Genomic DNA, 25,824 nt, shown 5'->3' with positions numbered 1-25,824 from the left:
GAGAAAGGAACCGGGCTTCGGTGCGTGGGATTGTGGCGGTAAGGATGCTTGATGGCTCCGTTTTGTCAGGCCTGTAGGTTTAGGCATTCCAAGCCATCCTCGGCGTGTGAGAAAGTCCTGCAGCGGGCTGTAATAGACCACTTTTCGGCAGTAATCGGCCAAAAGGATACTACACAAGGGCTTATCCAATGCCGGTACACATACGCCAGTCAATGCCGACCACGGCCAATTCCTATATCGACTGGATTGCCGAACAGATGGGACACACCAATAGCACATGATCCGCCAGCACTATGCACATGGATCAACGAGGACGGCCCGGACGTGGTGGGTATGCTGCAACTGGCCTTGAAGCTTTCGCCCGTCACAGCTCAACATTAAAGCTACGCAACTCAATCCCATCGGCAAAGCGCCCTACAGCCGTCAGGCTGGTCCAAATGCGCAACGCCTCACGGCGCGAGCGTACCGCCAACCAGCTACTGCCAGAGCCGCCTAGGCGGATAGCCAGCGTCCACTTTTCCTCTTGTCGGCTGACCAGCGTATCGCGCACCGCGCCGCCTCCATCAGGGCGCGCAGTGCTTCTTCCTGAATCCGTTGTTCATGATTAAGCGTGCCTCCTGACTCGATCGGTAAAGTCGCTGACCTGGGTGGGTATCAGGCAATTCAACTTACCGAAGGTCGCCAGGTGCTGGATCATTGCTTCTTGACTGCCGGGTTCACGGGCGACCATGCGCCGGCAGGTCTTGTCCAGGATCAACACGGCCAGCTCCGGGTTTTCGACCCTCGCGGCATCGAAGGCCTGTGCGATAGCGATGGCCAGTTCGCCCAGGTCCGGGTCCTGCCGCTGAAGCGCCTTTAGCGCATTCATCTGCCGCGCAGTGATGGGTAGCGACACGTCGCTCTTCCTTAGTAAGCACGCTTCGACCAAGCGCAGCGGTAATGGTAGACCAGCCTGCCGGGGCCTGGTTTACGCAGGCAAACAAAAAGGCCCGCGCACCTGGTCAAAGTGTGGGGGCCTTTTGAACATAAGCGGCGATATCAGAATACTTCGCGTTGTTAGCCGCGGGATACCGTTGCGTCCGATACGTTGAGTAATCCCGCAGGGGGCATGCGCCGACGTTCGAAAGCTTCCCAGTGTTCGCGCCTGCGCTGTTCTCCGCAGCGCATGCACACGTATACATCCGGGCTCAACCCTAGGTAGTAGCCCTTTCTGATATAGGGATGGGGGCATTGGCTTGATGGATACCCGCCATTAACTTCATACGATTCAGTCATCATATAAAAACCTAAAAAAAGCCCGCACTTAGTGCGGGCAAAACAGGAGTAATACCTTGAGACTGATTGAGCGAACAGGCTCAGTATTGAGAGCCAAAGGATGCAGAGTCAGTTTAGTTTTTATTTGTCGCTGTCGACGAACGGCGAATAACAAGCGAGACGGAATTGTACAACCCGAACTATTTTGTACAACACAAAAATTCTGAACCTTCTTTCTGATGAAGTAACAAAAAAGTTCAGGGAGAAGCGATATGAAAAATTCTTTATATATCATCGAATACGAAATCCATGACGTACCTAAATCTTTCATCGTAAGAGCGGAGGTCATGAACAATGCGGAAGCTTGGCACTGGGCAGCGTGCGATGTAGGGATAGGGATCATCCCTAGGTTTCGGAACGAAAAAATAAAACGGATCAGCAAGCCAATGGGTGAGCGGTACGGCCTTACAAACGTGAGGTGGCGTCCGTCGGGTGATATCCCGTTTATCGCCCAAGCATATGTACCGCCCCCACCAGATTTGAGCGAGAAAGCGACCCAACTACACGATGACTGATGGCGCTTAGCTATAACGCGTTCTAATTTTTTCGGTTGTCCACCATGATGTACATCCTTTTAACGCTTTGGCTAAGTGCGGTGTTCATGACCCGCACGGAGTACTTGCGTCGGCACTTTGGGCAGCGCTGTTCAGATGCGGATGGAACCATGTAGGTGACCTCGCTCTCGCCAAGTTCGAGCGGTGCATCACATTTGATGCACTTGTGATCGTCGTAGTTAGCAAACATATCGGGTCGTCCATGAATAGTCGAACATATACCATCGACCATAAACGCCATGTATTCAATGAAAACGCTGATGAAGATTCAAACAAGCGCTTACTTGCCACCCTAATGCCAGCATTCGGAGATTAGTTAGCTAGCTGTCGCGCACTTCCGTCGACAGCCTGAGGGCGGAGTTCTGGCGGGTTTGCAGGTGGCTGACGAATTGCCGGGTGATCTCGCCGAAGTTGACGTCAGTGCCGATGGGCGTCCAGGTCGCGGCGATTTTTGCGAGGGATCGCGGCCCTCCATCATCAACGGCACCCATTGTTTGATCTGAGTCGGGTCTTCGGAATACTGCATCGGCCGGAACAGCGGGCTGGCCTGCAACGCCTCGTAGCGTTTTTTCAGGAAGCGGATGTTGTCGTCGCCCCACACGAAACTCATGTGCGGCATGGAGTTGATGAACGAGCGCGGGTTGTGCAGCACGCCGGTTTTGACTTGCCAGGCCAGGAACTGCCGGGTGATCTGGAACGCTTCGTTAATTTCCACGGCCTTGGTGATGTCGATCTTGCCGTCTTTTTCCGGGGTGTAGTTCAGCTCGGCGAGCGCCGAGTGGCCGGTGCCGGCATTGTTCCAGCCGTTGGAGCTCTCCTCGGCGACCTTGTCCAGGCGCTCGACCATCTCCATTGACCAACCCGGCTCCAATTCACTGAGCCACACCGCCAGGGTCGAACTCATGATCCCGCCCCCCACCAGCATCACATCGACGCGCTTGGTTTCGGCGGCATACGCGTGCGGGATGCCCAGCGACAGGGCCAGGGCAGTCAGTGCCCCTTTGAGTGTCGGGTTGTTCATGGTTGCCTCCAAGACACGACGGTCGGTTTATTTCGGGGAGGACGTCGACTGCGCCGCATCGATGCACAGGTCGATGGCCACGGTGTCGAGTCGATCACGTTCCTGGGCTGCAAGGCTTTGCAGCGTTTTTGCGTAGACCGCGTCTGCGGCGTCCTTGAGCCGCTGCCACTCCTCCAGGCTGATGATCTCGCGCAGCACCAGCTCGTCGGCGCGGTTGATGAGGGTCCGATAAAAGTCGTCAAGCTGATCCAGGCGGTAGCTATCGTCTTCAAGCAAAAGGTGCCAGGCCCGAATCTCCATCGCTTTTTCGCTTTTTTCCATGCTCGCGCTCCTGCTGAGTAAAAAGCCCGTGCGCCTCAGTAACGCAATACAGCCGCCGCGCGGGTGTCGGTGGGCATCGAGCGCTCGGCAGGCACCACCACCACTTCGCCGCCCTGGCGGATAACGGCCAGGATCAGCTCGTCCAGCGCAGCGTCTTCCTCGGCGACCTGGGCGCCTGGCTCGCTGCCGTCAGCCTCCACCAGCAACAACGCCACCCGGCCTTCCAGCGTCGCATGCTCAATGTCCACCAGCCGCGAGGCATAAAGCCGCTGCCCTACGGCCACGCCAAATCGATCAAACGCGGTGTTCAGCGAATCCTCGTAGCGCTTGCTCATCACGGCGGTGCAGGCCTGCGCCAACTCGGTTGATGAGAGCGTGGCGGGGTCTTTACGCACGCCGTCCGCCAGCAGGAAGGGGTTGTGACTGAGCGCCCTGAACACGGCCTGGTTCTCGGGCAGCGCCACCAGCACCAACGGCAGTTTGCAGACGCGCGAACAGTGCTCGGTGATCGCTTTGTCGACGGCACGGAAGAACCGCTCGCGGTCCAGGTTCACTTCGTCCTGCTTACCGCCACCGCCCGACTCATGCATCATCGGATCGCCGCGCTCACCCGCGCCGCTGAACCCGTCGGGGTGGCCTTGCTGGTCACGGGAGGTCAGTTGATCGCCCAAGGCATCGGCCTGGGAAGTGGGCACCGCCTCCGGCAATTCGACTTGCTGCAGTGTCTGCGCGGCACCCTCGTAAACCCGCACGCTGTCCCGCGTCAGGCACAGCGCCTGGTAGCGTTCGGTCATTGGCGCCTGGCGCAGCAGCGGCCTGAGATAGGGGTGGCGGTTGACGATGGCGGTTTCTTGGACCATCCGATGCAACCCCACCACCAGAAAATACTCGGCGCCGCCAAAGATCGCGATCGAAGGCGGGCAGCTATTCCAGAATTCGGTGTCGGCCACCAGGTCATGAAACGGTGCAAGCAGCGTCTCGGCCTGCGCCTGATCAGCCAGCAGGCCTTCGAGGTCTTTGATGAGGTTCTTCAAACGAATCGGGTTTTGCGTGCGCTCGGGAAACGTCTGCTGGGCGGGCATGTAGACACTCAGGTTGGTGCGATCCGCCAGGGCCAGAAGCGTGTCCAGAGTGTCGCGGGTAAAGGTTTGAACGTGGACCATGGGGAGCCTCCTCAGTGTTTGTCCAGATCAGCCTGCCTGGCCAGGAAATCGTCTTCGAGCAGCGCGTCGATTTGCGCCGGCGATTCTTCCTGGACCGGAGGCGCCGTCAGATGCCCGGTGGATTCGACTTTGGGCGACAAGCGTCCCATCAGATGTTCCAGCGCGTGGTGGATTTTGCGCGCGGCGCCAGCGACGGCCAGCTCCAGGCTTTCCGCCTGATGCGTAACGGACAACGAGCTGTGGCCCTTGGGGCGCACTTCGATCTGGCAACGTTTGTCTTGCGGACCGGACTTCTGCGCATTCACGTCGCCCACGTGGATTTCCACGCGCGTCAGCATCGAGCTGTAGCGCTCGACCTCGTCAACCACTGTACTGCCTACCCACGCCTGAAGATCGGCACTGCCTTCAATATGATTACTGTCTACCTGTACCAGCATGGTCAATTCCTCTTCTGTCCTGAAAAGTAGGCTCGCCCAAGGGCGTCAACGGCCATGTAAGGTTCGAACCGAGGCTATTCTCACGCGTTCGTTCGGCAAACGGCGCAGGCCGATCAACGGCGTACTCCGCTCCGAGCACGCTCAGGCATCAGTGGTCCTGGACCATCGTCTGCATCTGCCAGAGCGTGCGGAAACGTCCCTGGCGGCGACGCAGTTCATCGGGTGCACCGTCCTGAACCACCTTCCCCTCTTCCAGCACCAGCACCCGGTCGAAGCTGGCGATGGTCGAGAGTCGGTGAGCCACCGCAAGTACCGTCCTGCCGCGCATCAGGTCCATCAGCGCGCACTGGATGATGGCCTCGGAATCGGAATCCAGTGCGGAGGTCGCCTCGTCGAGGATCAAGATTGGCGCGTTCTTCAGGAACGCCCGCGCCAGCCCCAGGCGCTGGCGTTGCCCGCCGGAAAGCGTCACGCCACGTTCCCCCACAAGCGTGTGATAACCATCAGGCAGCGCCTGCACGAACTCATCGCAGTAGGCTCGCCGGGCGGCATCAATAATCTGTTGCTCAGTCGCGCGCGGCTGGCCGTAGCCGATGTTTTCCAGGATGCTGCGATTGAACAGCGCCGGCTCCTGGGGTACCACGGCGATTTGCCGGCGCAGGCTGTCCTGGCTGACCGAGCGGATGTCCCGGTCGTCGATCAGGATCGCGCCGTTGTGCACATCGTCCAGACGCTGGAGCAAGCTGAGCAGCGTGGATTTTCCCGAACCCGAGGTACCGGCAATCCCGACGCTCTGGCCCGCAGGAATGTCCAAGAATAAATGGTTGAACACCTGGCGCCCGCCGGGGTATGCATAGCTGACGTCCAGCAATTTGATGCTGCCCCGGGTCGGCGCGAGTTCTTCCGGCGCATCGCTGAGTTCGTGCGGCTGCGCGATGATGCCGAGCGTTTCGGTGATGACGCCCATCTGCTGGCTGGCTTCCACCAGCGCCAGCGCCAATTCGCGCGAGCCGTGGAGGATACGAAACGTCAACGCGCTGACCATGACCACATCGCCCGCCGTAACCTGGCCCTGGCGCCACAGCAGGATCGCCCAGCCCAGCATTGACCCGGCCATGATGGACAGGCAGATATCGTGGAGCACGCGTGCCTTTTCCAGGTAGATCCAACTGCGCCGATGCGCGCCCGCCTCGACGCCTATCTCCCGCTCCAGCCTGACGCGCTCGCGCTCGCGCCCGGAGAACGCCTTGATCGTCCAGACATTGGACACCAGGTCGACAATCTCGCCCCCGACCTGCGCCGACTGCGAGGCGAAGGCGATATGCCGGTTCCTGCCACGCACGCCGACCACAGTGATCAACGCGGCCACCAGCACCACACACGCGATCAGGGCCAATGCCATTGAGCCGCGCACGGCGAACAACACCACTACGGCACCGATAAAATCCACGCACGGCGGTACGATGCGCCAGGCCAGGCCGCCGTATACCGTGTTGGCGGCGGCACCGGCCGCCGACACTCGATTAGCCAGCGAGCCGGCGAAATGCCGGTTGAAATAGCGCATCGGATGACCGGTCAGGTGATGAAAAAGGTCAACGCGCAGGTCGGCGCAACTGCCCACCACGGTATGGCAGCCGACCCAACCGCCCAACCGCCACAGCACGTTTTCCAACACGATCAACCCAATGAACAGACTGAACGCATGCCACACCTGGTCGGCCTGCGACTCTCCGGCCATGGCGTCCACCAGCAACTTCATGCCGTACTGCACCGCCACCGCGCAGCAGGCCGCGCCGATCACCAGTGACAACATCGCGCTGAAATGCAGCGGGCGCACCCTCACGTAGCGCCATAAAAACGCGCTGGCTGTCGTCGGCAAAGGCTCGTCGCGCAAGCGCTGGAAGATCATGTGCGCAGCCTCTGCGCCCGCCTTGCATCAAGCTCGCGCAAGCGTGCCTCGATACGCTCGGGCAGGGCTTTGAGCTGCAGGTGCAACGGGTGGAAAGGCGCGCGTTCGCCCTCTCCGTCGGCGTAGCCAAACACGCCGGTGGGGCAATAACGGCCATCATCCCAGCCGGGGTAATCGAGAAACGGGTACCAACAAATGCCTTGCACCGGCACCCCCCGTTCCAGCGACATCAGCACCTGGTCCACGACATAGCTCAACCAGGGCAAACGCTCCTGGTCCTCCGCCCCGGTTTCGGAGATCAGCAGCGGCCGCTGATAGCGTTGGTGCAACTCTTTGAGCATACCGGCGAGTGGGCGGTAATCCGACTCACCCAGCGCAATGCGCCCGCCGTGGAAATACCACTGATTATGCGGATAGAAATTCGCGCCGATGATATCCAGGTAATCCTCCTGCCCGCCCAGGCCCGGCCACTGGCGCCCGATCAGCATGTCCCAGGCCTCGAATTGGGCCACCCGGTAGCGTTCGGCGTTTTCAATGTCCTCGCTGCGCTGCGACTCGGAGACCACGTTGATCAGCGGGTCGCACTGCACGAAACGCGCAGCCGGCGCGCGCTCGCGAATCGCCTCGATCGCGGCGATGCTGGCGCGCACCAACTGGTGCTTGAGCTCCTGGCCGCGCCCGTGGGCATTGGGGTTGAAATAACCGACGTCGCCCCCCGCCCAGCTCCAGAACGATATCTCGTTGACCGGCGAATAGATCGGAACGCTGATACCTTCATCCGCCATCAGCCCTGCCACCGCGCCGGCAAAACGTGCGAACCGGTCGACAAACGACGGGCGCCAGACGTCCAGGTCATCCGGATACCCGTAATGGCAAAGGTCCCAGATCACTTGCACCTGGTGATCGCGCGCAGCCCTGAGCATCGGCAGGAAACTGCTCCAGTCGTAGCGACCGGAGCTGCGCTCGATCAGGTGCCAACGCAGGCCGTCACGGGCGCAACGCACATTCAGGCCCGCCAGTTGCGCGTAGTCCTTGTGTGCCCAGCGCGCGTGCCCGGTGGCGGCCAGCAAGTCCAGGCGCCGACCATCCTGGCGGCGCTGGCTGGAGCACTCATAGCCCGCCATCACGAAGCTGTTGAAGAGCGCGTGATGACCGCGCTCGCGGGGCTCCCTCTGGCTCTGCTCCGGCGGCGCGCTCATAACACATCGAGCCCGGCTGCAACGGTGGCTTCGCTGCTCGCGGCTTCAATGTCGCGGTACAACGCAAGCGCCTGGCCCACCACTTGGTCCATGTTGTAGTACTTGTAAGTACCCAGGCGCCCGAGAAACGTCACATTCGGCGTCTGCTCCGCGAGGGCCTTGTACCGCTTGTACAGCTCGACGTTTTCGGCGCGTGGAACCGGGTAATAAGGGTCGCCCTCATCGCAGGGAAACTCGCGAGTAATGCTGGTGCAGGGGTGGACCTGACCGGTCAGGTGCTTGTACTCGGTGATGCGCGTGTAGGGCACCTCCGGGTCCGGGAAGTTGACCACCGCCACCGGCTGATAGCGCTCCTGCTCGAGCGTCTGGTGCTCGAACCGCAACGAACGGTAGGGCAAGCGTCCCAACTGGAAATCAAAGTACTCGTCGATCGGGCCGCAATAGATCACGTGGTTGAACTTCACCTCATCGCGCACGTCCTTGAAGTCGGTATCCAGCAGCACGTCGATCCGGGGGTGATCGAGCATCTGCTCGAACATGCGCGTGTAGCCATCGCGGGGCATCATCTGGAAGGTGTCGGTGAAATAGCGGTCGTCTTCATTGGTGCGCGTGGGGATCCGCGAGGTCACCGACTTGTCCAGCGCGGAAGGGTCCAGGCCCCATTGCTTGCGGGTGTAGCCACGGAAGAATTTCTCGTAGAGCGTGCGCCCGATCTGATTGACCACCACGTCCTCCGACGTGCGAATCGTGGCCACCGGCTCCGCGCGCTCGGCCAAGAACACTTCGGCTTGCTCGGACGTCATCGACAAACCGTACAGTTTGTTAAGCGTGGTGAGATTGATGGGGATCGGCACCAGTTGCCCATCGACCTGCGCCAGCACACGGTGCTCATAGGGCCGCCACTCGGTAAAGCGCGACAGGTAGTCGACGATCCGCTGCGCGTTGGTGTGAAAGATGTGCGGACCGTAACGATGCACCAGTACCCCCGCCGCATCCGGGTGATCGTATGCGTTGCCGGCGATATGCGCGCGTCGGTCGATCAACAGCACGTTGCGCCCCAGCCCCTGGGCCAGCCGTTCGGCGATGACGCTGCCGGCAAACCCGGCACCGACGACCAGGTAGTCATAGACCCCGCGCCCGGGTTGGCAGGACGGTCCGGACTTGGCGGTTTCAAGGTTTATCTGAGGCATTCGATCTGCTCCTTCATAAAGCGGCACGTGTTGTCCCAAGACATCCCCTCAAGCGCCGCATCGGCACGTTTTAGGAAATCGGGCGTGCCTTTCAGGCGCAGAGCGCCTTCGATGGCGCTGACAAACGCGTCGGCAGTGTCGGCGATAAATACGGCACCGCTTTGGCCGTAGCCATTGACTACATCGCGTATCGGCGTCGAGACCACGGGGCAGCCGCCGGCTAGGTACTCGGGGGTCTTGGTTGGGCTGATGAAACGGGTGGACGCATTGAGCGCGAACGGCATCAGGGCCGCGTCCCAGCCGTTCAGGTAAGCTGGCAGCTCGGCGTATTGCCGCCCGCCCAGATAATGAATATTGGGGCGTCGCGGCAGGGTCTGCGGATCGATCTTGACCACTGGCCCAACCAATACGATCTGCCAGTCGGGACGCAACGCCGCCACATGGTCAACCAGCTCGATGTCGAAGCGCTCATCGATCACACCGAAAAAGCCTAGGCGTGGCCGCGCGACCGGCGCCTGGTCGGCAGGGTCCGCCAACGCGTTTCGTGCCTGCGCAAAATGGCCAATGTCGACGCTGCTAGGCACAGGGTGCGCATTGCCGTGCTGGTGCTGCTTGACCTCCCAGATGCTGAAACCGCCAGTGAACACCACGTCGGCCTTGTCCATGAGCAGCCGCTCCATGTGCACCAGTTGGGCCGGCGCGCCCTTGAACGCAGACAGCTCATCCATGCAGTCGAACACCGTGACCCGCGCCTGGAGGTGGTCGGTAAACGCCAGGCTCATGGGCGTGAAATACCAGAGCAGAAGATCACCTTGCACGGCCTTGGCAAGACGCTCATCCAGCAACCGTCGCTGCGCCTCGATCATCGCCTGCTCACCCAGGCCCTCAGGCAGGTGCGGGACGACCACCCGGATGCCCGCCGCCGGGCTCGACGTTTCCAGGCGAGGAGGCTCGCCACCGCCTACCACCGGTTCTTCGAAGAAGATCACGTCGTAGTCTTTCGCCAGGCGCGACATCACATGCTGCGGACGCTGGTAGACGAACTCCCAGCGCAAATGGGATAGGCACACCAGCGTAGGACGGGCCTGGCTGGCGGATTCAACAGGACTTAGCCCACTTACTTGGGCAAACGGCACGGGCTGTTCCGAAAGGTTCATATCAACGTCCTTATCAAGCGAAAAGATGACGGCTCATGCATCGAGCCCTTTGGCCATACCGTGTCGATACGGCAAGTGCACAACAGTCTTTATCCAGGCTATTCGGCTCTTGAAAGTTGGAAGCACGGTCGTCGCAGGTCGTTCAGTGCAAGAATCAGCGCAGCCGATGAACTGCATATACCGATCAGTCAAACGGCTTGAACTCCTCCTAGAAAGCGACCCCTACCTTGAACAGTCAGCTGCACAAACAGCGCTGACCGAACTGAGGAAACAGGCATCGGGTAGATGCCAGGCGAACGAGGGCGAGCGCATGATTTTGATTACGGGCGGTGCGGGATACATCGGTGCGCACGTCGCATTGGAATTGATGGTCCGAGGCGAAGAAGTGTTGATACTGGATAATTTGTGCAATAGCCGTCGCTCGACGATCGACCGGGTAAGCGCCTTGGCGGGCAAGCGGCCGGAGTTCATTTATGGCGACGTGCGTAATCGACGGTTGCTCGACAGGCTGCTGCGTGACTACCCCATCGACGCCGTAGTGCATTGCGCGGGGTTGAAAGCCGTCGGCGAGAGCGTGCGCGAGCCATTGCGCTACTACGACACCAATGTCGGCGGCAGCGTGGTGCTTTGCCAGGCCATGGCAAAGGCCGGCGTATTCCGGTTGGTGTTCAGCTCATCCGCAACGGTGTATGGGGATTGCACCCGCATGCCAATCAACGAAGCGTGCGCCACCGGGCAACCGACCAACCCGTACGGGATGTCGAAGCTGATGTGTGAAAACGTTATGAAAAGCGTGGCTAGCTCTGACCCGCGCTGGTCGATAGGCCTGCTGCGCTACTTTAACCCAATCGGTGCCCATGCCTCCGGCCTGCTGGGCGAAGCGCCGACCAGCACACCGAACAATCTATTGCCCTATCTGCTTCAGGTTGCCAGTGGCGAGCGGCAAGCGTTGTCAGTGTACGGCAAGGACTACCCGACCCCGGACGGCACCGGCGTTCGCGATTACATCCATGTCGTCGATCTAGCGTTGGGGCATATCAGCGCGCTAGAAGCGTTGCGCGAACGCTGTGGCGTCAGTATTTGGAACCTGGGAACGGGGCGCGGGTATTCGGTGCTGGATGTGATCAACGCCTTTGAAAAGGTGAGCGGCGTCAGGATCCCGCTGAATTTCGAAGCGCGTCGCCCAGGCGACATAGCCTGCTGCTGGGCCGACCCCCAAAAGTCCATCGACGAGCTGGGCTGGCAAGCGCGCTTTTCACTGGAGCAAATGCTCTACGACGCGTGGCGCTGGCAAATCAACCAGCGTGAGCATAAGGCGATTTGGCAGACAAAGTGAAGCGCACACATTGGCAGGGAACATTGATTCAGACACACCGGAGTCAGCGCTGGAATGGAGGAGATGTCTCAAGAAGTCATCTTTTGGCTCGAAGCGCGTGGGACTGGGTTCCGCAATTTCCCTGCAAATGTAGCGCCGTTCGTGAACTGGGAGTCAAATGCGGCCCTCCTGCTCCAAATAAGATATAAACCCTGAAGACGGGCAGCAACCAAGGGCAGCGTTGCGCACCCATGCTGTTTGAGCACATCCAGAAAGGCGAGCTCGACCCGTCGTTTCTACTGACCTATCCGATGAACCCTGAGGCAGTGCGCGTAGTTTCACGCCCATGTCCGGCGCGAAACTACGCATCGCGCAAACCGTCAGCTCACTTGGGCAAGCAGGTCGTCGCGAATGAATTGGCTAACCGTCGCTAAGTGTGTTTCCTCCTGCTGCAACGCATGCTCGAAGCGCTTCGCAATCAGCGGATGGCCACCTGCGCGGGCGAGCTCAATCAACAAATCCCACGCCGCGTTGTCCTCCAATTCAATGGTCAGGATCGCACTCATCGACTGCGACACAGTCGTGCGTGGGTCAGTCAGTACCTGCAGAACACCCATGGCCTTGACCCCGGCCACGTCCGCGCACGGCGTCATGGCGGTGGGGTCGGCGCCCAGGGTTTCGATGGCTTCGCGCACCAGGTCCATGTGCTCTAGTTCTTCGGCCTGGATCTGGCGCAGGGTGCCCACCAATGCGGGGTTGGCGCCCGGTGCGGACATGGCCTTGGCCACCATCGCTTCATATAAACGTACGCCAGTGCGCTCGAAAGCCAGGCGCTCGCCGAGCTTGTCGAGCAGCACTTCAGGCGCCTTGCCTATAGTTTTGTCCAGCGCAGTCTTGACCACACCCTTAGCGCTACCTGGAGACGGCACCGAACCGATCAGGTCGGCTTCGCGAATAGCACTCTCGCGCGCGGCGGTGTAGGCGCCCATGTCGCCCGGGACATCGGCGGGAAACATGCGCGTAGCTTCCAATTGGCGTGCAGTGCCTTCAGGCGACATCTGCGCGCCGGTGCGGTTGGTGCCGATGATCACTTGACGTTCGCTCATTGCTGTTCTCCCGCTGGGTTGAGTTCGGTGCCCGGTTTGAAGGCGTAGCCAGCTGACACCACGTTGGCTGGAACGCCCTCACTGTTAAGGCGTGCGCGTTGATCCAGAGACGCCTGCCCTTCCCTTTCCTTTGGTAAGTAATTGATACCATGGGCGCGCAGGTCGACCTCGCGAGACAAGGTCTCGCGCACGAAATCGCGCTGGCTCTTGAACTCGATCATGCGCGGCAGCGGGCCGGCCAATACCTCGGCGGGATCGCGGCGTTCATATTGCTTGAATAACTCGCAGGCCAGGTTCAGGTGTCCCAATTCATAGTCGACGAAGCGTTCCCAGAGCGCCTTGATGCGCGGATTTTCTTCCTGCTCGGCGCAACTGGCGTAGGTGTAGACCTCCATCGCCTCATGCACCAGCCACTTTTCCATGAAGGTTTCGCTGGGGTCCTGCAACGAACCGTACTGGGTCACGTGTTGCTCCTCGACCGAGGCGATTTCGGCGTACAGCGCGCGAGCCACCGGGTCGGCGAACAGCGGACCGATGTTCATGTAATAGTCGTGTGTCTGGTATTCGGCCCCGGTGATCAGTGCGGCGTGAATCTTGGTGATCAGTGCGGCACTGTCTTTCTGATAGTTGTCTCGCAGGTCATCGCCGGGGGCGCGGTGATGTTCGCTGGTAGGCCTGCCGGGTACGAGGTCGGTGTAGCCCTGCAGAATATTGTTGGCGTCCTTTCCCTCTAGCCGGTCGAGCATAGCGGCGTAGCGGTAGAGGTGGTCGAAGTCTTCCAGCAAGCCAAAGCGATAGGTTTGGGCCTGGTAGGGGTCGGGCTCATTCTGGGCGACGGCGGCGGTCACCTCGATCGCTACCTGCTCGTAGGCAACGGTGGTTTCCAAGGGAGAATGATCCGCGGACAGCAGCCAGTTGACCGCCGTCATCTGGTGCTGCTCGACACGGCGGATCTGTGCCAGCGGCAGCTGCAACTCTTTGTGAAACCGCGAGCCGAAGTGCTTGAGTCGTAAGGCGTCGGATTCAACGCCGTTCATCAAAATCACCCGTACCCGGGTGAATGCATCATCGTCCAGCTTACTGATCGGCTTGCCGGCCAGATCGCGCCAGGTAAAGCTCTGCTTGTCCAAGGGCGTGCCCTTGTTGTCCAGCAGATTATCGATTTTGGACATTGGTCGATCTCCTTCATCAGTCATCACCAAGTGAATGTTTCAACGAGCCGGCACCTGAATTCTCCGCTCTAATTGATGACAAAGAGATCTGAGGAGGGCATCGAAATTTTTTGATCATCCTCAGACGAACGGTTAGCTACGACGGCTAGTCGCACATGCAACCAGACTCCGCAACTGTAGTCGCCAAGCGGTTGCACCCGTAAAGGGCAATTCCCAGCAGCATCAGCGCACCGCCGCATACCCAAGTATTCCCTTTACTGGGAAGAAAGCGGCAACCCTGGCGGCGTTCCAGTCGTGTACTTGCACGGCTGCCGTGGTGAAGGAGCGCCGCTCGGCAAACGTCAGTTCTGGGATCCGGATCACTACCGCATCGTGCTGTTCGATCGACGCGGCGCCCTTCGCTCAACGCCACTTGGAGAACTGCGCAACAACACGACGCAGGCGCTGGTCGGGGACTTGGAAAAACTTCGCGAGCATCAAAGCAGGCTGATCACCGGTGGCTCGTGGGGCACCACGCTCGCTCTGGCTTATGGCGAGACTCATCCGCAGCGCTGTCTGGGTTTCATCTTGCCGGGGCGTATTCATGGGCACCGAAGATGAAATCAACTGGTACATCCACGGTATGCGCCGGTTTTCCCCTTGCACTTGAGGATTTCATTAACTTCATTCCCAAGGAGGAGCGGCACGATCTGCTGCAGGTATATCTTGATCGAATGACAGGCGATGACGAGGTTTCAAGCGGCGGAGCCATTCGCGCTTGGGTTCGTTACTCGGCCAGTGTTCATTATTGCGCCACGATCCGGACGGCATTGAAGAGCAAGCCGCCGATCAAAAGACCAGCACCAGCATGGGACTTCTTGATGTTTGGTATTTCAAGAACTGGATGTTTCTTGGAAAAGACCAACTGATAAATAACATTGAGGCAGTCAAATACCTACTGTGCAAGATCATTCAAGGGGGGCACGACATGATTGCCACGCCCAACTCCGCTTTTCGCTTGCATAAAGCCTGGACAGACTCGGTGCTGAAAATCATCATAGCAAGCCCCCCCATCGCGGGTTGCCTGACTTCCACGTCGAATAAATACGTGCTATCAGGATTTAGAGATCGAAACGGTGAATTGAAGTGTCCGATGACCTCTACCGTGGAGCTCGCGGTGTTACGCTGGTTAGGCTGAAACTATTTTGACCGAAGACGCTATTCCGCTTATGTACTCAAGCGGTACCCCGAACGGTTCTTTCGTCCCGTAACCGATCCCAAAGACGTAGTTCCAGGCTGTTATGCACAGCAGTCGCGCAGACCGCCGCCTGGCCTGTAGCGACGCTAATTTGCTTGAGCGAGTCCACGACATCCCCGACAGCGTAAAGCCCGTCAATCGATGTGCGCTGATGGTTGTCAACGCACAAAGCGCCCTCCTCGTCCACCTGCGCGCCCAGTTGCACCGCTAGCTCCGAGCGATACCGTGAGCCCAGCGATGGATAGACGATATCGAAGCAGTAATCTTCACCTTTCCCCGCTTTTACGTAGACTTTGCCGCCCCTCACTTCGATGTACTCGACCCGGTCCCTAATCAAACGTATACCGGCGCACCGCGCTCTCGCGCTCACGTCCTCACCAGCTTCGCTATCACCCTCGGCCAGCACCGTCACGTGGTCGGTGAAGTTGCGCAAAAATAGCCCGTGCTCAACAGCACAGTGTGCTTCGCCATATACCGCCACGTTGTCACCGTTGACTTCGTAGCCATCACATATGGCGCACAGCCGAATCACCGAGTGTGCAATGCCATCGTAGGGTCGATCCATCTGCGGCAAGGTATCGACCATTCCAGTTGCCAGCACCACACGCCGCGCGCTCAGCGCTCGTCCGTTGAGTTGCGCAACGAAACCAGTGTGGTCTTTGCGCAGACATTCCACGCTTCCGGCTTCAATCGTCGCCCCGTAAGACACGGCCTGCTCGCGCAATCGATCGAGCAAATCGTTGCCCGATATGCCTGGCGCAAAGCCGGGATAATTGTGCGAAAGCGGAATTAGGCTTGCACGGCTTTGCCCCCCGTCGGCGACCACGACTCGCCGATGGAAACGACTCAAATAAACCGCCGCCGTTAACCCTGCAGGGCCGGCGCCGACAATCAAGCAATCGACCTCGATATGACCTGCTGACGGTGATTCGGGGCGCTCTGGAACGTCCCGGTATTTGTCTGACTTAACTGACATCCGCTGCCCTCCTGGTTTGCTTGGAAGCCGATTGAATGACGACAAAAAGATCGAGCTATCACCTCAGTTTTTAAACGGCAGCATCCGATGAGTGGTCACCTAAGCCGATGAAACGCAAATTCTTTTTGCCGTTCGTCTGCTCAACAAAAGGAGTTTCGAACCGCCAGGCAACACCTTGGTTCGCATTTACATAATCTGCCGCATTCAATCCGTAAAAATTGATAAGACGCGACGCGGCAGACTCTTTAGAAGTGCCACTGCCAGGAATTTCGCGATGTGTGAATACATTGTTCAATATGATGTAGCCGAGGGTTTCGAAGCGCTGTTTGCCAAGGTGCAAAACCAAGGCGTGGGGAATGCAACTGGCATTGCGGATAGTAGCCTGCACCGAACCTTTGAACCGCAGGACAGCCGAAACGTGATCAAACCGAACATGCAGGTCAATGCCATACACAGCCGCAACGGCGTCCTAGAATGCATCAAGGTTCGTTGGGGCTGGAAACCGTTCTGGTCGATGGGAACAATGCCGCCGATGACTCATCTGCCACTCCATCTTGTAATGCGTTCGAGGGTATTCGACCGGGTGAAGCGCGACGGACGCATGCTAGTAGCGGTTGACGGTTGGTATGAAGCCTGCGAACCCGAGCAATTGAAAAACAGCCACCGCCTCAGCTACACCACGTCACGCGAGAACGGGCCGATCTTCCTCGCGGCGCTGGCGCAGGTCAGTGAACACTTCAATGGCTGTGACGGGCTCGTATTGGTCATGCACAACGACAGTTCCACAAGACAGCAGCGCCTGCTGGCGTTCACTGCCGAGGATGCGCAGGTATGGTTACGCCCCGATCTGCAATGGGAACAGGCGCAGGACCTGGCCATGCACATGGCGCTGGCAGAACCGCAACTGGAGCATGTTCTGACCTCCACGCGCAGCCTGCGTGGCCGATGAGTACCGACATGACCTTGGGCCGCTTGGAACCTCACAAGGCCACTCCGAGCGGCCCGCCATCGACTCGGTGCCGAAGTCAGGAATCTATGAGGCACCAGCAGTTTGCCGAGAGGATGAATAATGCAAGCTCCTTGTGAAGTCACCTACAACTTGTTCCCTGCCATCGAAGAAGCGCGACGCAGCGGTACGTTGCAAGTCGATGAACCTCATACCCTCTATTGGGAGGAAAGCGGCAACCCTGGCGGAGTCCCAGTGGTGTACCTGCACGGTGGCCCCGGTGAAGGTGCGCCACCCGGCAAGCGCCAGTTCTGGGATCCCGATCACTACCGCATCGTGCTGTTCGATCAACGTGGCGCCCTCCGTTCGACGCCACTGGGAGAATTGCGCAACAACACGACACAGGCGCTGGTCGACGACTTGGAAACACTTCGCAAGCATCTGGATATCGAAAGCTGGCTGATAACCGGTGGCTCGTGGGGCACCACGCTCGCTCTGGCTTATGGTGAGGCTCATCCGCAGCGCTGTCTGGGTTTCATCTTACGGGGCGTATTCCTTGGCACCGAAGATGAGATCGACTGGTTCATCCATGGCATGCGTCGGTTTTTCCCACAAGCACACGAGGATTTCGTGAACTTCATTCCCGAGGAGGAGCGCCAGGATCTGCTGCAGGCTTATCTCGATCGAATGACGAGCGACGACGAGAAATCAAGCGGAGAAGCCATTCGCGCTTGGGTTCGCTACTCGGCAAGTTGTTCGTTGTTACGCCACGATCCGGACGGGGTTGAAGAACAAGCCGCCGATCAAACAACCAGTACCGGCATGGGGCGCCTTGACGTTTGGTATTTTAAAAACCGTCTGTTTCTTGAAGAAGACCAACTGATAGCCAACATTGAGGCGATCAAGCATCTCCCGTGCAAAATCATCCAGGGTGGACACGACATGATTGCCACGCCCAATTCCGCTTTCCGCTTGCACAAAGCTTGGCCAGACTCGGTGCTGAAGATCATAAACGACGCAGGCCATGCGCCGTCTGAACCAGGGATTATCAGCGCGCTGATCGAGGCGACCGAGCAGTTCAAGGAAATGGGGAAGTTCTATTGAAGCGAAGGCGTGGTCCGCTCATACGGGTTGACTGAACAGTGAAATATGTAGTGAGTAGACGCGCGGAACATCGTGTCTGAGAGGGAATTCGGAATGTCTCTGAAGAACTCGAAAAGCGGAGTGAAGACTTCAAAAAAAAGTGTGGTCATCCCTATATACGCAAGGGTTACTACCTGGACTTAAATCCGGAGGAATATGTCTGCACGTATTGTGGAGAGCAGCGCAGGCCTGAGCAGTGGGACGATCTCGAACGTCGCCGTACGCCGCCGGCTGGGATGCTCAACGCCAAGGAGTCGCGTTAGCCTTTTAGCGCGATTGATGGCTTTTTTGATGCGCCGTTTATGTTCAACAGGCCCCCAACACCTGACTCAGGCGTGGGGGCCTTTTTTTGCGCTGGCGGCAACCACTCTCCCGGTGCTGGTCTGCCACGCTAACTTTCTGGTCAATGCGTCGGACGCTGCCCCATGTCATACGCCTATGAAGGCCTGGCGACCGCCACCGTGCTGTCACTGTACTTGGGTCAGCCGTCGAAGGACCTCACCATGCTGGAATTGAACGCCCGCGTGCGTAATGTCGGTACCGGACGGTTTCGCACGAGTTCGACCGTTACCTGCAGGGCCCGAATGAAGCGAACGCCTTGCGCGTGATCCTGCCGGGTGGCTTGTTGCTGCAAGGACCGATCACCGACGGGCGCAACGAGCCGGGTGGCTGGCTGTTGATCCAGGCAGAACAATACGACCTTGCGGTCGAGCAGCCCGCGAGCTTCAATGCTGGAAATGGGCATGAACAGCGTGATCGACCCCTTCGTGGCGTTGGACTTCCCGCAAGCGGTGCATGTCCGAGCCCTTAAGTTGCTGAACAGTATTGCCCAAGCGAGCACCGTGGCCGATACGTTGCACGCCGCCGACCGGGCCGAGGGCTTCGCCTTCGGCATCGAGACAGTGAAGGACGCATATGCTCTACGCCCCTGACCAAAGACTGCCCCCAAAGCTGAGCAGCTTTTTGGAGTTCGCACGTGAGGCGTTTGGGCAACGGGGGCTCTCTGACTATAGGAGAATTACGGCCGCTGCTCGCCGATTTCTGCCGGTCAGGAAAGGCAGCTTTCGGCCCAGAGTGTGTAAAAACGCTTCGCCAAAATTGAAGTGTGCGCGTCTACGTTAAATCTGAAATTTATCGGCACGTCTGAAGATGTGGATTTTGCGTAGAAACGCGATTTTCAGTCCGGTTTTGGGCACATGGCGCGCTCAAAAACGTTTTTACACAGCCTCGGCCAGAAGCGGTCATTCATACGCGTCTACCAATTGGCATTCAGAACGGCGCGACAGGCTAGAACCCACTATTCAGTGCAGTCGTCCTGCAAATCGCTCTTCAGGCAATCCGGCAGCTAAAACGGCTTCGGCTTTATCAGCGTGCCATCGAAATCTGCCGGCTTATCCAGCCCTATCCTTGCGCTGGTGCAGTAAAGCGTTTCATAACCAGGTCCCGCTAAGACCGGGCAAGTGGTCTGAATACACGGGGAGCCGATCACGCTGTCAACTTTGCCGTCTGCCGCGTAACGCACGACTCTGCTACCGCCCCATTCCGCACTCCAGAGAAAACCATGCGCATCAATACAAGAACCGTCTGGAGCACCCTGACCGTTGACTGTAGTGAATACACGCTGGTTTTCTAGCGATGGGTAATCGCAGCAGAAAATGCATCCTTGCAGGGAGTCCGCGTAATACATGGTGAAACCGTCCGGGCTAAAACAGATGCTGTTCGGGATCGCCACTTCGGGAAGGTCCAGCGTTTCTGTCTCGAGCGTCGCGGCATTGAGCCGGTGAAATCTGCCTATGGTTTGCACCGGCTCGCCGGTGTCCATCGTGCTGAATACGAAGTTTCCCATACGGTCGCAGCGGCCATCATTGATCCGGGTTCCTGCCACGCCAGGGGTGGCTGTGACTTTGCTGAAACGACCGGAGCTCAGGTTGTAGTAGCCCAAGCAGGATGCCAGTCCCATCAGCAATATGTCTTCGTCTGCCGTGAGGGCAAATGACCCTAGCGGCTCTGGCAGGGACCATCGCTGCACTTCGCCGTTTTCGGGGTCCAGAGCACGCAACTCGCGGCCGGGGATGTCGGTCGAGAACAGGCGTTCGGTTCTTTCACACCAGACAGGACACTCGCCAAGAAGACTGGTCGTGTCGGTTAGGGCTTTAAACATGGTTGCGTCCTACGAAACAGGATGGGATAAACAAGGCAGTCAGTTGGAGAAAAGCGCTAACCACCTGTCACCGAACAGAGCGATGGCCAGGCCTGCGAGCATCACCATTGCCCCGGCCAACTTGACGAGAGACACCGGCCTTTCCAATGCCCCCATCAAGCCGAAGTGATCGATAACCAGTGACGAAATAATCTGCCCGGCGATAGCGAGGCCCAGCAGGGCTGACAGACCGATTTTTGGCGCAAGCACCACATAACTAAGCAACGCGCCGGCACCCAGCAGACCGCCCAGCAGGCTCCACCAGGGCTGGGCAGGTATAGCCGCCAGTGAGACCACTATCCCGCCGCGCATCAATGAAAAGATACTCAGGCATAACGCACCGGCAGTAAAAGAGAACAGCGCCGCCGCGACCGAATCTCCACCCACGCCTTTAGCGAGTTGGCCATTCAGCGTGGTCTGCAGGGTGATGCCAAGCCCTGCGCAGACGGCCAGCAGGTAGTAGGCTGCGTTCATCTCACGCCTCCTTACTTGGCTGACTCAAGCGGCAGGAATTTCTCGGCAAACATATCCGGCTGATAGCCTGCAGCAGCAAACAGATGCTCACGGGATTCGTCGATCGCCGCACGCAGCCTTTCGCTGTCCACGCCCAGCACCTTGCCGCCCTGCTTGACGATGCGCCCGCCAATAATGACGGTATCGACATTACTGCGTTCGGCCGCGTGTACAACGGTGCCGAATGCGTTGCCTGACGGGTAAAGGTTGATGTCCTGCGCGTTTATAAGGATCAGGTCGGCCTGTTTGCCGGGGGCCAGGCTGCCGACTTTGTCCTGCAATCCGGCACAGGTAGCGCCGTCGAGAGTGGCGGCTTTCAGTAGGCCATGAGCAGGTAGGGTCACCGGATGATGTTCTGCGCCGCAGCAGCGCTGCTGGTGCATGCCCATGACGCGCTGCAGGTAGAACGCCACCCGCATCTCCATGAACATGTCACCGCTGTAGGAGGTTTCGTTATCGACACTCAGCCCCGGACTGATGCCGTGACGCTGGGCCGACTGCATGGCGAACATTCCATCTTCAATGCCGTAGTGGGCATCTGAACGCGGGCATACGTTGACCCGCACGCCAGCCTCGCGAAGGATTTTCCAGCCGGCGTCCGGCAGCGAGGTGCAGTGGTTGAAGATGTTATCGGGGCGCAGCAGACCCTCGCGATGCAAACCCTCCAGCTCAGCTGCCATGTCCCCACCGAAAAATTCGGTAATGATCGGCAGCCCCAGACGCCGGGCTTCAGCCCACAGCTCAAGCTCCAGCTGCGCCATCACCGCCAGCGAGAGCAGTGGGTTGTCGCCGTTCTTGACGTATTTTTCCTGCAGGCGCTCCAGGTTGCCGGGCCAGTGGGCTTTGTCCCACTCACCGGAAACTGGCGCACCGGAGGCGTGTACAGAGCGGATACCAGCATCGAGCAATGCCTCGACTGCGGCGTCAGAATGCGCGCCGGTACGGCTGTTGTGCGAGTTATCGACCACGGTGGTGATGCCGGCATCGATGCAGCCCAATGCAGTCAGCAGGTTGCCGATATACATGTCAGCCGGGCGATAGTATTTAGCGAACGAGAAGTGCGTGGCGTTGCAGTAGTCTTCAAGGGTTTCGGCATTTGGATTGATTCGACGCAGTTGCCCTTCCCAGGAGTGACGGTGCGTATCGACCATGCCCGGCATGGCGATCATGCCGGATGCTTCGATAACAACAGCATCGCCTGCCTCGAGGTTTTCACCAATGGCCGTGATGGTGCTGCCTTCGATAAGGATATCGCCGCGCGCCAGATTGCCGATATCGCCATCCATGCTCAGCACAGTGGCGCCACGGATAAGTGTGCGGCCGGCCGGAGCGGCTGGGCCTTGCACGATGCTGCGGTTATATTCAGCCATTTTCTGTACACCTCTTCAAATTTCGTTGGAAGCAATGTACGCAAGGCGATACTGCGGGAAAAAGGTGTAAAACTGTTTTAGTTATTCAATTTCTACGAATAATAAGACCTTTCCCGATCACTGCTTTGAGGCTGCTAACAGTCATGGACCGTATTCAAGCGATGCAGGTTTTCGTCCGTGTGGCTGAAGCAGGAAGCTTTATCCAGGCGGCGCAGACGCTCTCTCTGCCGGCCTCGACAGTTACCAGCAGCGTTAAAAATCTTGAGAAGTACTTGCAGGTGCGCCTGCTGAACAGAACAACGCGGCGAGTCAGCCTGACGCCTGAGGGCGCTCAATATCTGGCGCAATGCAGGGAAATATTGGAGCTGATCGAACACACAGAGAACAGCCTGACGGATTCCGTAAAACGGCCACAGGGGCGTTTGCGTGTCGATATGCCGGGTGGCATTGCACACTTCATCGTCATGCCAAATCTGCAAGACTTTTACCGGCGCTACCCGGATATCTATCTGATGATAGGCGTCAATGACCGGCAGGTTGATCTGATTCAGGAGGGTGTCGATTGCGTCATTCGTACAGGCGAGCTCGATGACTCAACGCTCGTTGCGCGCCCACTCGGACGGTTTCGCTGGGTGACCTGTGCGTCTGCCGCCTATCTCGAAGAGAACGGTACTCCGCAAACCCCGCAAGATTTGTCTCACCATCGATCCATTCATTACTTATCAGGCCGCGCAAGGCAAGCAGGTGAAATGCGCTTTGCCCGTGGCACTGAAAAGGTCTCAGTCCCGGTCAACGGCACAGCGGCCGTCAACGAGACTGGGCTCTACATCAAAATGTGCCTTGAAGGTTTTGGGTTGGTGCAGCTCGCCGAGAACGTGGTCAGCGAGCATCTGCGAGAAGGGCGGCTGGTCGAAGTGCTTGCTGACTGGCAGCCTGCATCGGTTCCTGTGCACCTGCTATACCCTCATCAGCGCTTTCTTTCGCCAGCCGTGAGTGCATTCGCTGACTGGATTGCCGGGCTTGTTCGCGACGATGATTCAGCATGTTCAAGTTGAACGTTGCGCCCGGCCAGCATGCCAGTGAATGCGCCGGCTACGGAGATTGCGGCTGTGATCAGCAGCGGTGCTGTCCAGCCACCGGTCCAATCGTGCAGTTGGCCCAGCAGCAAGGGGCCTGCAGCTGCCATCAGGTAGCCGACGCACTGCGCCATTCCTGAAAGTGCCGCCGTGTCACCGGCATTTTTTGTGCGCAAGCCGATGAAGGTCAGACCGAGCATCATGATGGCACCAGAGCCCAAGCCCAGGAACGCGGCCCACAACATGGCGTAGTCTGGCGCGTAAATGAGCCCGATCAGGGATGAGGCGGTTAACAGGCTGACGGTAGCGGCTGCCAGTTTCTGGTCTTTGAGACGGCGAAGCGTGGCCGTTAGAATCAGGCCGGGAATGGCCGTGGTCAGTTGAAGCGTGCCGTGTACGGTGGCTGCTGGCTCCGGGGATATGCCATGGTCTATCAGAATCGTCAGCAGCCAGCCGACGGCGACATAAAAAGGCATCGCGTTCAGTCCCATGAAGAGTGTGACCTGCCATGCCAGCGGCGAACGCCAGACGGCCACGGTTGGCGCTTGTTTCGGACCGGACAGATTTACGTGTCCGTGTTTTTTCAACTGCGGCAGCCACACCACCAGCGCCAATAATGGGGCTGCGACCAACAAACTCAGGGCCATCGGCCATCCCCATGATTGGGTCAGCGGCACTATTACGGCTGAACCGACAGCGCCCGCTGCGCCCATCGTTATGGAATAAGGGCCGGTCATGGACGCCATTTTTGTCGGGAAGTCGCGTTTGATCAGGCCGGGCAGCAGCACGTTGCCCAGGGCGACCCCAGTGCCTATCAATATCGTACTGGCGTACAACGCCCACGCGCTGCCATCGCTTGAAGCTCCTTCATTTGCATTTAAGCTTGGCGATTTTCTCTTCCAGCCGCACGGCGCTGGGCTCGGAAGCTGTGGGTTCTTGCTGGTCGGCAGAGTCGAGTGCCGCCAGCTAACGATTGATACTCGATTCAATTTCTTCTATTCGCCGCTTCAGCTTGGCGCTGGTAAAATTGCGGTCGCGGTTGTTGACTGCTTTGAATTTACCGCCATCGATGGCGATCAAATTTTCTCCGAACAGTCCCAACTGCTGACACAGCACAACGAACTGGCGACAGACGCCTTGGATGGCCTTGCTGTTGTCGTTCCGGAAGTTAGCGATGGTTTTGAAATCTGGCATCAAACGCCAGGGCAGCCACATCAGCTCGACGTTGCGCTGGGCTCCTCGTTCCAAACGTCGGCTCGACTGGATGCGGTTGAGATAACCGTGGATATAGATCTTCAGCAGGATTGCGAGGTAGTAACCAGGCCGGCCTGTATCAACAGGAATAGCACCGTCAAAACCCAGACTGGCCACGTCGAGTTCATCGACGAAGGCGTCGGCTATGCGCACCGGATTTGTATCGCTGACGTAATCGTCAAGGCTTTCGGGAAGTAACGTGCCTTGGCCTCGATATTCCCCTTGGATAAAAGTCATGGCGATCCTTGCGATGAATTCTGAAATCATAGCGAGTGTTCGCGAAGGCGTTTTTACACACTCTGGGCCAGAAGCAGACTGACTTACCGCATACTCGGAAATATGGTTTACATCGACTGGACCGACGCCACTTCTACATACCGGAATTTTTTTCTGGCTGCTTTGGTGGCTTCCTGCTCTGCCAGCAACGTACTGAGAGTATCGGCTTCATGGGCGATCTCAAGCGTCTTTCCTTCAAACTCATTGCTCACACGAAGAGTTACCCGAAGCCTTGGGGTAAAGGCTTTGGGGGCTTTCTTTTTCGCCATTTTTGATACGGGTGCGGCAACGAAGTCCGGCTGGATTTTTTCCACGGGAACGGTGCTCATCGGCGCAGCTATTTCAGCGTTGCCGAACAATGCTTGGCGCATCTCTTCTTCGGTCAATTTTTTGTTCATGCTGGTTCTCAAGCGCCTGATCACTAAACCGGTGTAATTCTAACAGCTAATCTTGGCGAGGCAGTTTCCAGCTACCGGAATGTTTCCTGAACACTACTCTCCGGTGGGGAACAAGGCTGGTCAATTCGCATCGGACTCCCCACATCTCAAATGATCAGATCCAACGAATAAAGCGACAGGTTACAGGTTAATTCAACAGAATCACTTCGGTACTTGCAAGCGTGTAGCGGGCGTTAGAGGATGCCTATAACTGACGTAGCCGCATAATCGCATCAGTGATGGCTCGGGCATTTTGGTCGAGCGTTTCCATGGTCCCGATTGCGTTAACGGCGACACTTTCCACTCCATTCTCTGAGATCCATTTGGTCACCTCTTCAAGGGCGGCTGCTAGGGCGTGCTGGTTGTGCAGGAGCAGTGTGAGAGCGTCCGCTGTGGCTATGTTGGCTTCAGAGTTATCTGACATGGGGATCATCCTTGAGTAAGTGGTATTGGAAGACTAGTTAAACACACCGTTGGCTGGAGCTATTTCTCCCAGACCCGCTGACACCTGGAGGTATTTGCACTGACTTAACGACTC

26 protein-coding genes and 4 pseudogenes are annotated in these 25,824 nt (G+C 58.3%); 9 read left to right on the top strand and 21 right to left on the bottom strand.

The features are described from left to right. Positions 1-186: 186 nt before the first annotated feature. A pseudogene (locus C4J89_RS27155) lies at positions 187-381 on the top strand (site-specific integrase); the annotation flags it as partial. Here the strand turns inward: C4J89_RS27155 and C4J89_RS10070 are convergent. Together C4J89_RS10070 and C4J89_RS10065 are read right to left on the bottom strand one after the other, a co-directional pair. Beyond that, positions 365-564 (bottom strand): annotated as a pseudogene (locus C4J89_RS10070) (hypothetical protein). The pseudogenes C4J89_RS27155 and C4J89_RS10070 sit on opposite strands and share 17 nt — an antisense overlap. A gap of 40 nt (positions 565-604) precedes the next feature. After that, positions 605-895, bottom strand: coding sequence for a hypothetical protein (locus C4J89_RS10065; protein ID WP_124362195.1), 291 nt, complete (start codon positions 893-895; stop codon positions 605-607). A 631-nt stretch (positions 896-1,526) separates the two neighbouring features. Between C4J89_RS10065 and C4J89_RS10060 the strand changes: the two genes are divergently transcribed. After that, positions 1,527-1,829 carry a DUF6555 family protein gene (locus tag C4J89_RS10060; protein WP_124362194.1) on the top strand — a complete coding sequence of 101 codons (303 nt, stop codon included), beginning with the start codon at positions 1,527-1,529 and terminating at the stop codon, positions 1,827-1,829. A 365-nt stretch (positions 1,830-2,194) separates the two neighbouring features. On the opposite strand, the pseudogene C4J89_RS10055 reads toward C4J89_RS10060, so the two are convergent. From C4J89_RS10055 to C4J89_RS10020, 8 genes and pseudogenes are all read right to left on the bottom strand, one after another. After that, positions 2,195-2,889, bottom strand: a pseudogene (locus C4J89_RS10055) (malate:quinone oxidoreductase); the annotation flags it as partial. 27 nt (positions 2,890-2,916) lie between these two features. Next, positions 2,917-3,210 carry a hypothetical protein gene (locus C4J89_RS10050; protein WP_124362193.1) on the bottom strand — a complete coding sequence of 98 codons (294 nt, stop codon included), beginning with the start codon at positions 3,208-3,210 and terminating at the stop codon, positions 2,917-2,919. A gap of 35 nt (positions 3,211-3,245) precedes the next feature. After that, positions 3,246-4,373, bottom strand: a complete 1,128-nt coding sequence (locus tag C4J89_RS10045) for a hypothetical protein (RefSeq protein WP_124362192.1) — start codon at positions 4,371-4,373, stop codon at positions 3,246-3,248. A gap of 11 nt (positions 4,374-4,384) precedes the next feature. Continuing rightward, a complete protein-coding gene (locus C4J89_RS10040; RefSeq protein WP_124403711.1) occupies positions 4,385-4,810 on the bottom strand; it encodes an HPF/RaiA family ribosome-associated protein in 426 nt (141 codons plus the stop codon). A 148-nt stretch (positions 4,811-4,958) separates the two neighbouring features. After that, positions 4,959-6,719: an ABC transporter ATP-binding protein gene (locus C4J89_RS10035; protein ID WP_124362190.1), complete on the bottom strand. Its 1,761-nt coding sequence runs from the start codon at positions 6,717-6,719 to the stop codon at positions 4,959-4,961. Beyond that, a complete protein-coding gene (locus C4J89_RS10030) occupies positions 6,716-7,918 on the bottom strand; it encodes a beta-glucosidase (RefSeq protein ID WP_124362189.1) in 1,203 nt (400 codons plus the stop codon). The genes C4J89_RS10035 and C4J89_RS10030 overlap by 4 nt, the downstream gene beginning before the upstream one ends. Next, positions 7,915-9,108 (bottom strand): UDP-galactopyranose mutase, encoded by a 1,194-nt coding sequence (glf, locus tag C4J89_RS10025; RefSeq protein ID WP_124362188.1) that lies wholly within the window; start codon positions 9,106-9,108, stop codon positions 7,915-7,917. Before glf ends, C4J89_RS10030 begins: the two co-directional genes overlap by 4 nt. Continuing rightward, the gene (locus C4J89_RS10020; protein WP_124362187.1) at positions 9,096-10,265 is read right to left on the bottom strand and encodes a glycosyltransferase family 1 protein; all 1,170 of its coding nucleotides are present in this window, start codon (positions 10,263-10,265) and stop codon (positions 9,096-9,098) included. Before C4J89_RS10020 ends, glf begins: the two co-directional genes overlap by 13 nt. Before the next feature lie 310 nt (positions 10,266-10,575). Between C4J89_RS10020 and galE the strand changes: the two genes are divergently transcribed. After that, on the top strand, positions 10,576-11,601 hold the full coding sequence (galE, locus tag C4J89_RS10015) for a UDP-glucose 4-epimerase GalE (RefSeq protein WP_124362186.1): 1,026 nt from the start codon (positions 10,576-10,578) through the stop codon (positions 11,599-11,601). A gap of 359 nt (positions 11,602-11,960) precedes the next feature. On the opposite strand, the gene C4J89_RS10010 is transcribed toward galE, so the two are convergent. After that, positions 11,961-12,686 (bottom strand): ferritin-like domain-containing protein, encoded by a 726-nt coding sequence (locus C4J89_RS10010; protein WP_124362185.1) that lies wholly within the window; start codon positions 12,684-12,686, stop codon positions 11,961-11,963. Then, complete coding sequence (locus C4J89_RS10005; protein WP_124403710.1) at positions 12,683-13,858, bottom strand: hypothetical protein; 1,176 nt, start codon at positions 13,856-13,858, stop codon at positions 12,683-12,685. The genes C4J89_RS10010 and C4J89_RS10005 overlap by 4 nt, the downstream gene beginning before the upstream one ends. Positions 13,859-14,152: 294 nt before the next feature. Here C4J89_RS10005 and C4J89_RS27150 point away from each other — a divergent pair, with 294 nt between their 5' ends. Next, positions 14,153-14,458 carry an alpha/beta fold hydrolase gene (locus C4J89_RS27150; protein WP_256657469.1) on the top strand — a complete coding sequence of 102 codons (306 nt, stop codon included), beginning with the start codon at positions 14,153-14,155 and terminating at the stop codon, positions 14,456-14,458. A gap of 157 nt (positions 14,459-14,615) precedes the next feature. Further along, the gene (locus C4J89_RS27145) at positions 14,616-15,035 is read left to right on the top strand and encodes a hypothetical protein (protein WP_256657894.1); all 420 of its coding nucleotides are present in this window, start codon (positions 14,616-14,618) and stop codon (positions 15,033-15,035) included. 37 nt (positions 15,036-15,072) lie between these two features. Here the strand turns inward: C4J89_RS27145 and C4J89_RS09995 are convergent, their stop codons facing one another. Next, complete coding sequence (locus C4J89_RS09995) at positions 15,073-16,071, bottom strand: NAD(P)/FAD-dependent oxidoreductase (protein WP_124403709.1); 999 nt, start codon at positions 16,069-16,071, stop codon at positions 15,073-15,075. A 274-nt stretch (positions 16,072-16,345) separates the two neighbouring features. Between C4J89_RS09995 and C4J89_RS09990 the strand changes: the two genes are divergently transcribed. Further along, on the top strand, positions 16,346-17,020 hold the full coding sequence (locus tag C4J89_RS09990) for an SOS response-associated peptidase family protein (RefSeq protein WP_124362183.1): 675 nt from the start codon (positions 16,346-16,348) through the stop codon (positions 17,018-17,020). Positions 17,021-17,140: 120 nt separating this feature from the next. Beyond that, positions 17,141-18,121 (top strand): prolyl aminopeptidase, encoded by a 981-nt coding sequence (gene pip / locus C4J89_RS09985; protein WP_124362182.1) that lies wholly within the window; start codon positions 17,141-17,143, stop codon positions 18,119-18,121. Positions 18,122-18,641: 520 nt separating this feature from the next. Here pip and C4J89_RS26895 read toward each other — a convergent pair. Beyond that, positions 18,642-18,905: a hypothetical protein gene (locus tag C4J89_RS26895; protein WP_164484523.1), complete on the bottom strand. Its 264-nt coding sequence runs from the start codon at positions 18,903-18,905 to the stop codon at positions 18,642-18,644. On the opposite strand from C4J89_RS26895, the gene C4J89_RS09975 reads away from it, so the two are divergent. After that, positions 18,904-19,092, top strand: a complete 189-nt coding sequence (locus C4J89_RS09975) for a hypothetical protein (protein WP_124403708.1) — start codon at positions 18,904-18,906, stop codon at positions 19,090-19,092. The two genes, C4J89_RS26895 and C4J89_RS09975, sit on opposite strands and share 2 nt — an antisense overlap. Positions 19,093-19,505: 413 nt before the next feature. Here C4J89_RS09975 and C4J89_RS09970 read toward each other — a convergent pair whose 3' ends face one another. The 3 genes from C4J89_RS09970 to C4J89_RS09960 are packed head-to-tail and all read right to left on the bottom strand — an operon-like array spanning position 19,506 to position 22,243. After that, positions 19,506-20,321 (bottom strand): SMP-30/gluconolactonase/LRE family protein, encoded by an 816-nt coding sequence (locus C4J89_RS09970; protein ID WP_256657465.1) that lies wholly within the window; start codon positions 20,319-20,321, stop codon positions 19,506-19,508. A 39-nt stretch (positions 20,322-20,360) separates the two neighbouring features. Then, positions 20,361-20,834 (bottom strand): DMT family transporter, encoded by a 474-nt coding sequence (locus C4J89_RS09965; protein ID WP_124362181.1) that lies wholly within the window; start codon positions 20,832-20,834, stop codon positions 20,361-20,363. A gap of 11 nt (positions 20,835-20,845) precedes the next feature. Continuing rightward, positions 20,846-22,243 (bottom strand): amidohydrolase family protein, encoded by a 1,398-nt coding sequence (locus tag C4J89_RS09960; RefSeq protein ID WP_124403707.1) that lies wholly within the window; start codon positions 22,241-22,243, stop codon positions 20,846-20,848. Positions 22,244-22,386: 143 nt separating this feature from the next. On the opposite strand from C4J89_RS09960, the gene C4J89_RS09955 reads away from it, so the two are divergent. Then, complete coding sequence (locus C4J89_RS09955) at positions 22,387-23,298, top strand: LysR family transcriptional regulator (RefSeq protein ID WP_124403706.1); 912 nt, start codon at positions 22,387-22,389, stop codon at positions 23,296-23,298. Here C4J89_RS09955 and C4J89_RS09950 read toward each other — a convergent pair. From C4J89_RS09950 to C4J89_RS09935, 4 genes and pseudogenes are all read right to left on the bottom strand, one after another. Further along, positions 23,211-24,155 carry an MFS transporter gene (locus C4J89_RS09950; RefSeq protein ID WP_256657463.1) on the bottom strand — a complete coding sequence of 315 codons (945 nt, stop codon included), beginning with the start codon at positions 24,153-24,155 and terminating at the stop codon, positions 23,211-23,213. The two genes, C4J89_RS09955 and C4J89_RS09950, sit on opposite strands and share 88 nt — an antisense overlap. A 14-nt stretch (positions 24,156-24,169) precedes the next feature. Continuing rightward, positions 24,170-24,810: pseudogene (locus tag C4J89_RS09945) on the bottom strand (transposase); the annotation flags it as partial. Between the two features lie 107 nt (positions 24,811-24,917). Next, positions 24,918-25,247: a hypothetical protein gene (locus C4J89_RS09940; protein ID WP_124362178.1), complete on the bottom strand. Its 330-nt coding sequence runs from the start codon at positions 25,245-25,247 to the stop codon at positions 24,918-24,920. Positions 25,248-25,491: 244 nt separating this feature from the next. Further along, positions 25,492-25,710, bottom strand: coding sequence for a hypothetical protein (locus tag C4J89_RS09935; RefSeq protein ID WP_124403705.1), 219 nt, complete (start codon positions 25,708-25,710; stop codon positions 25,492-25,494). Between the last annotated feature and the right edge of the window lie 114 nt (positions 25,711-25,824).

The sequence above is a fragment of the Pseudomonas sp. R4-35-07 genome (genome assembly GCF_003852235.1).
GTDB lineage: Bacteria > Pseudomonadota > Gammaproteobacteria > Pseudomonadales > Pseudomonadaceae > Aquipseudomonas.
This window is presented reverse-complemented; position numbering and strand designations above follow the sequence as displayed.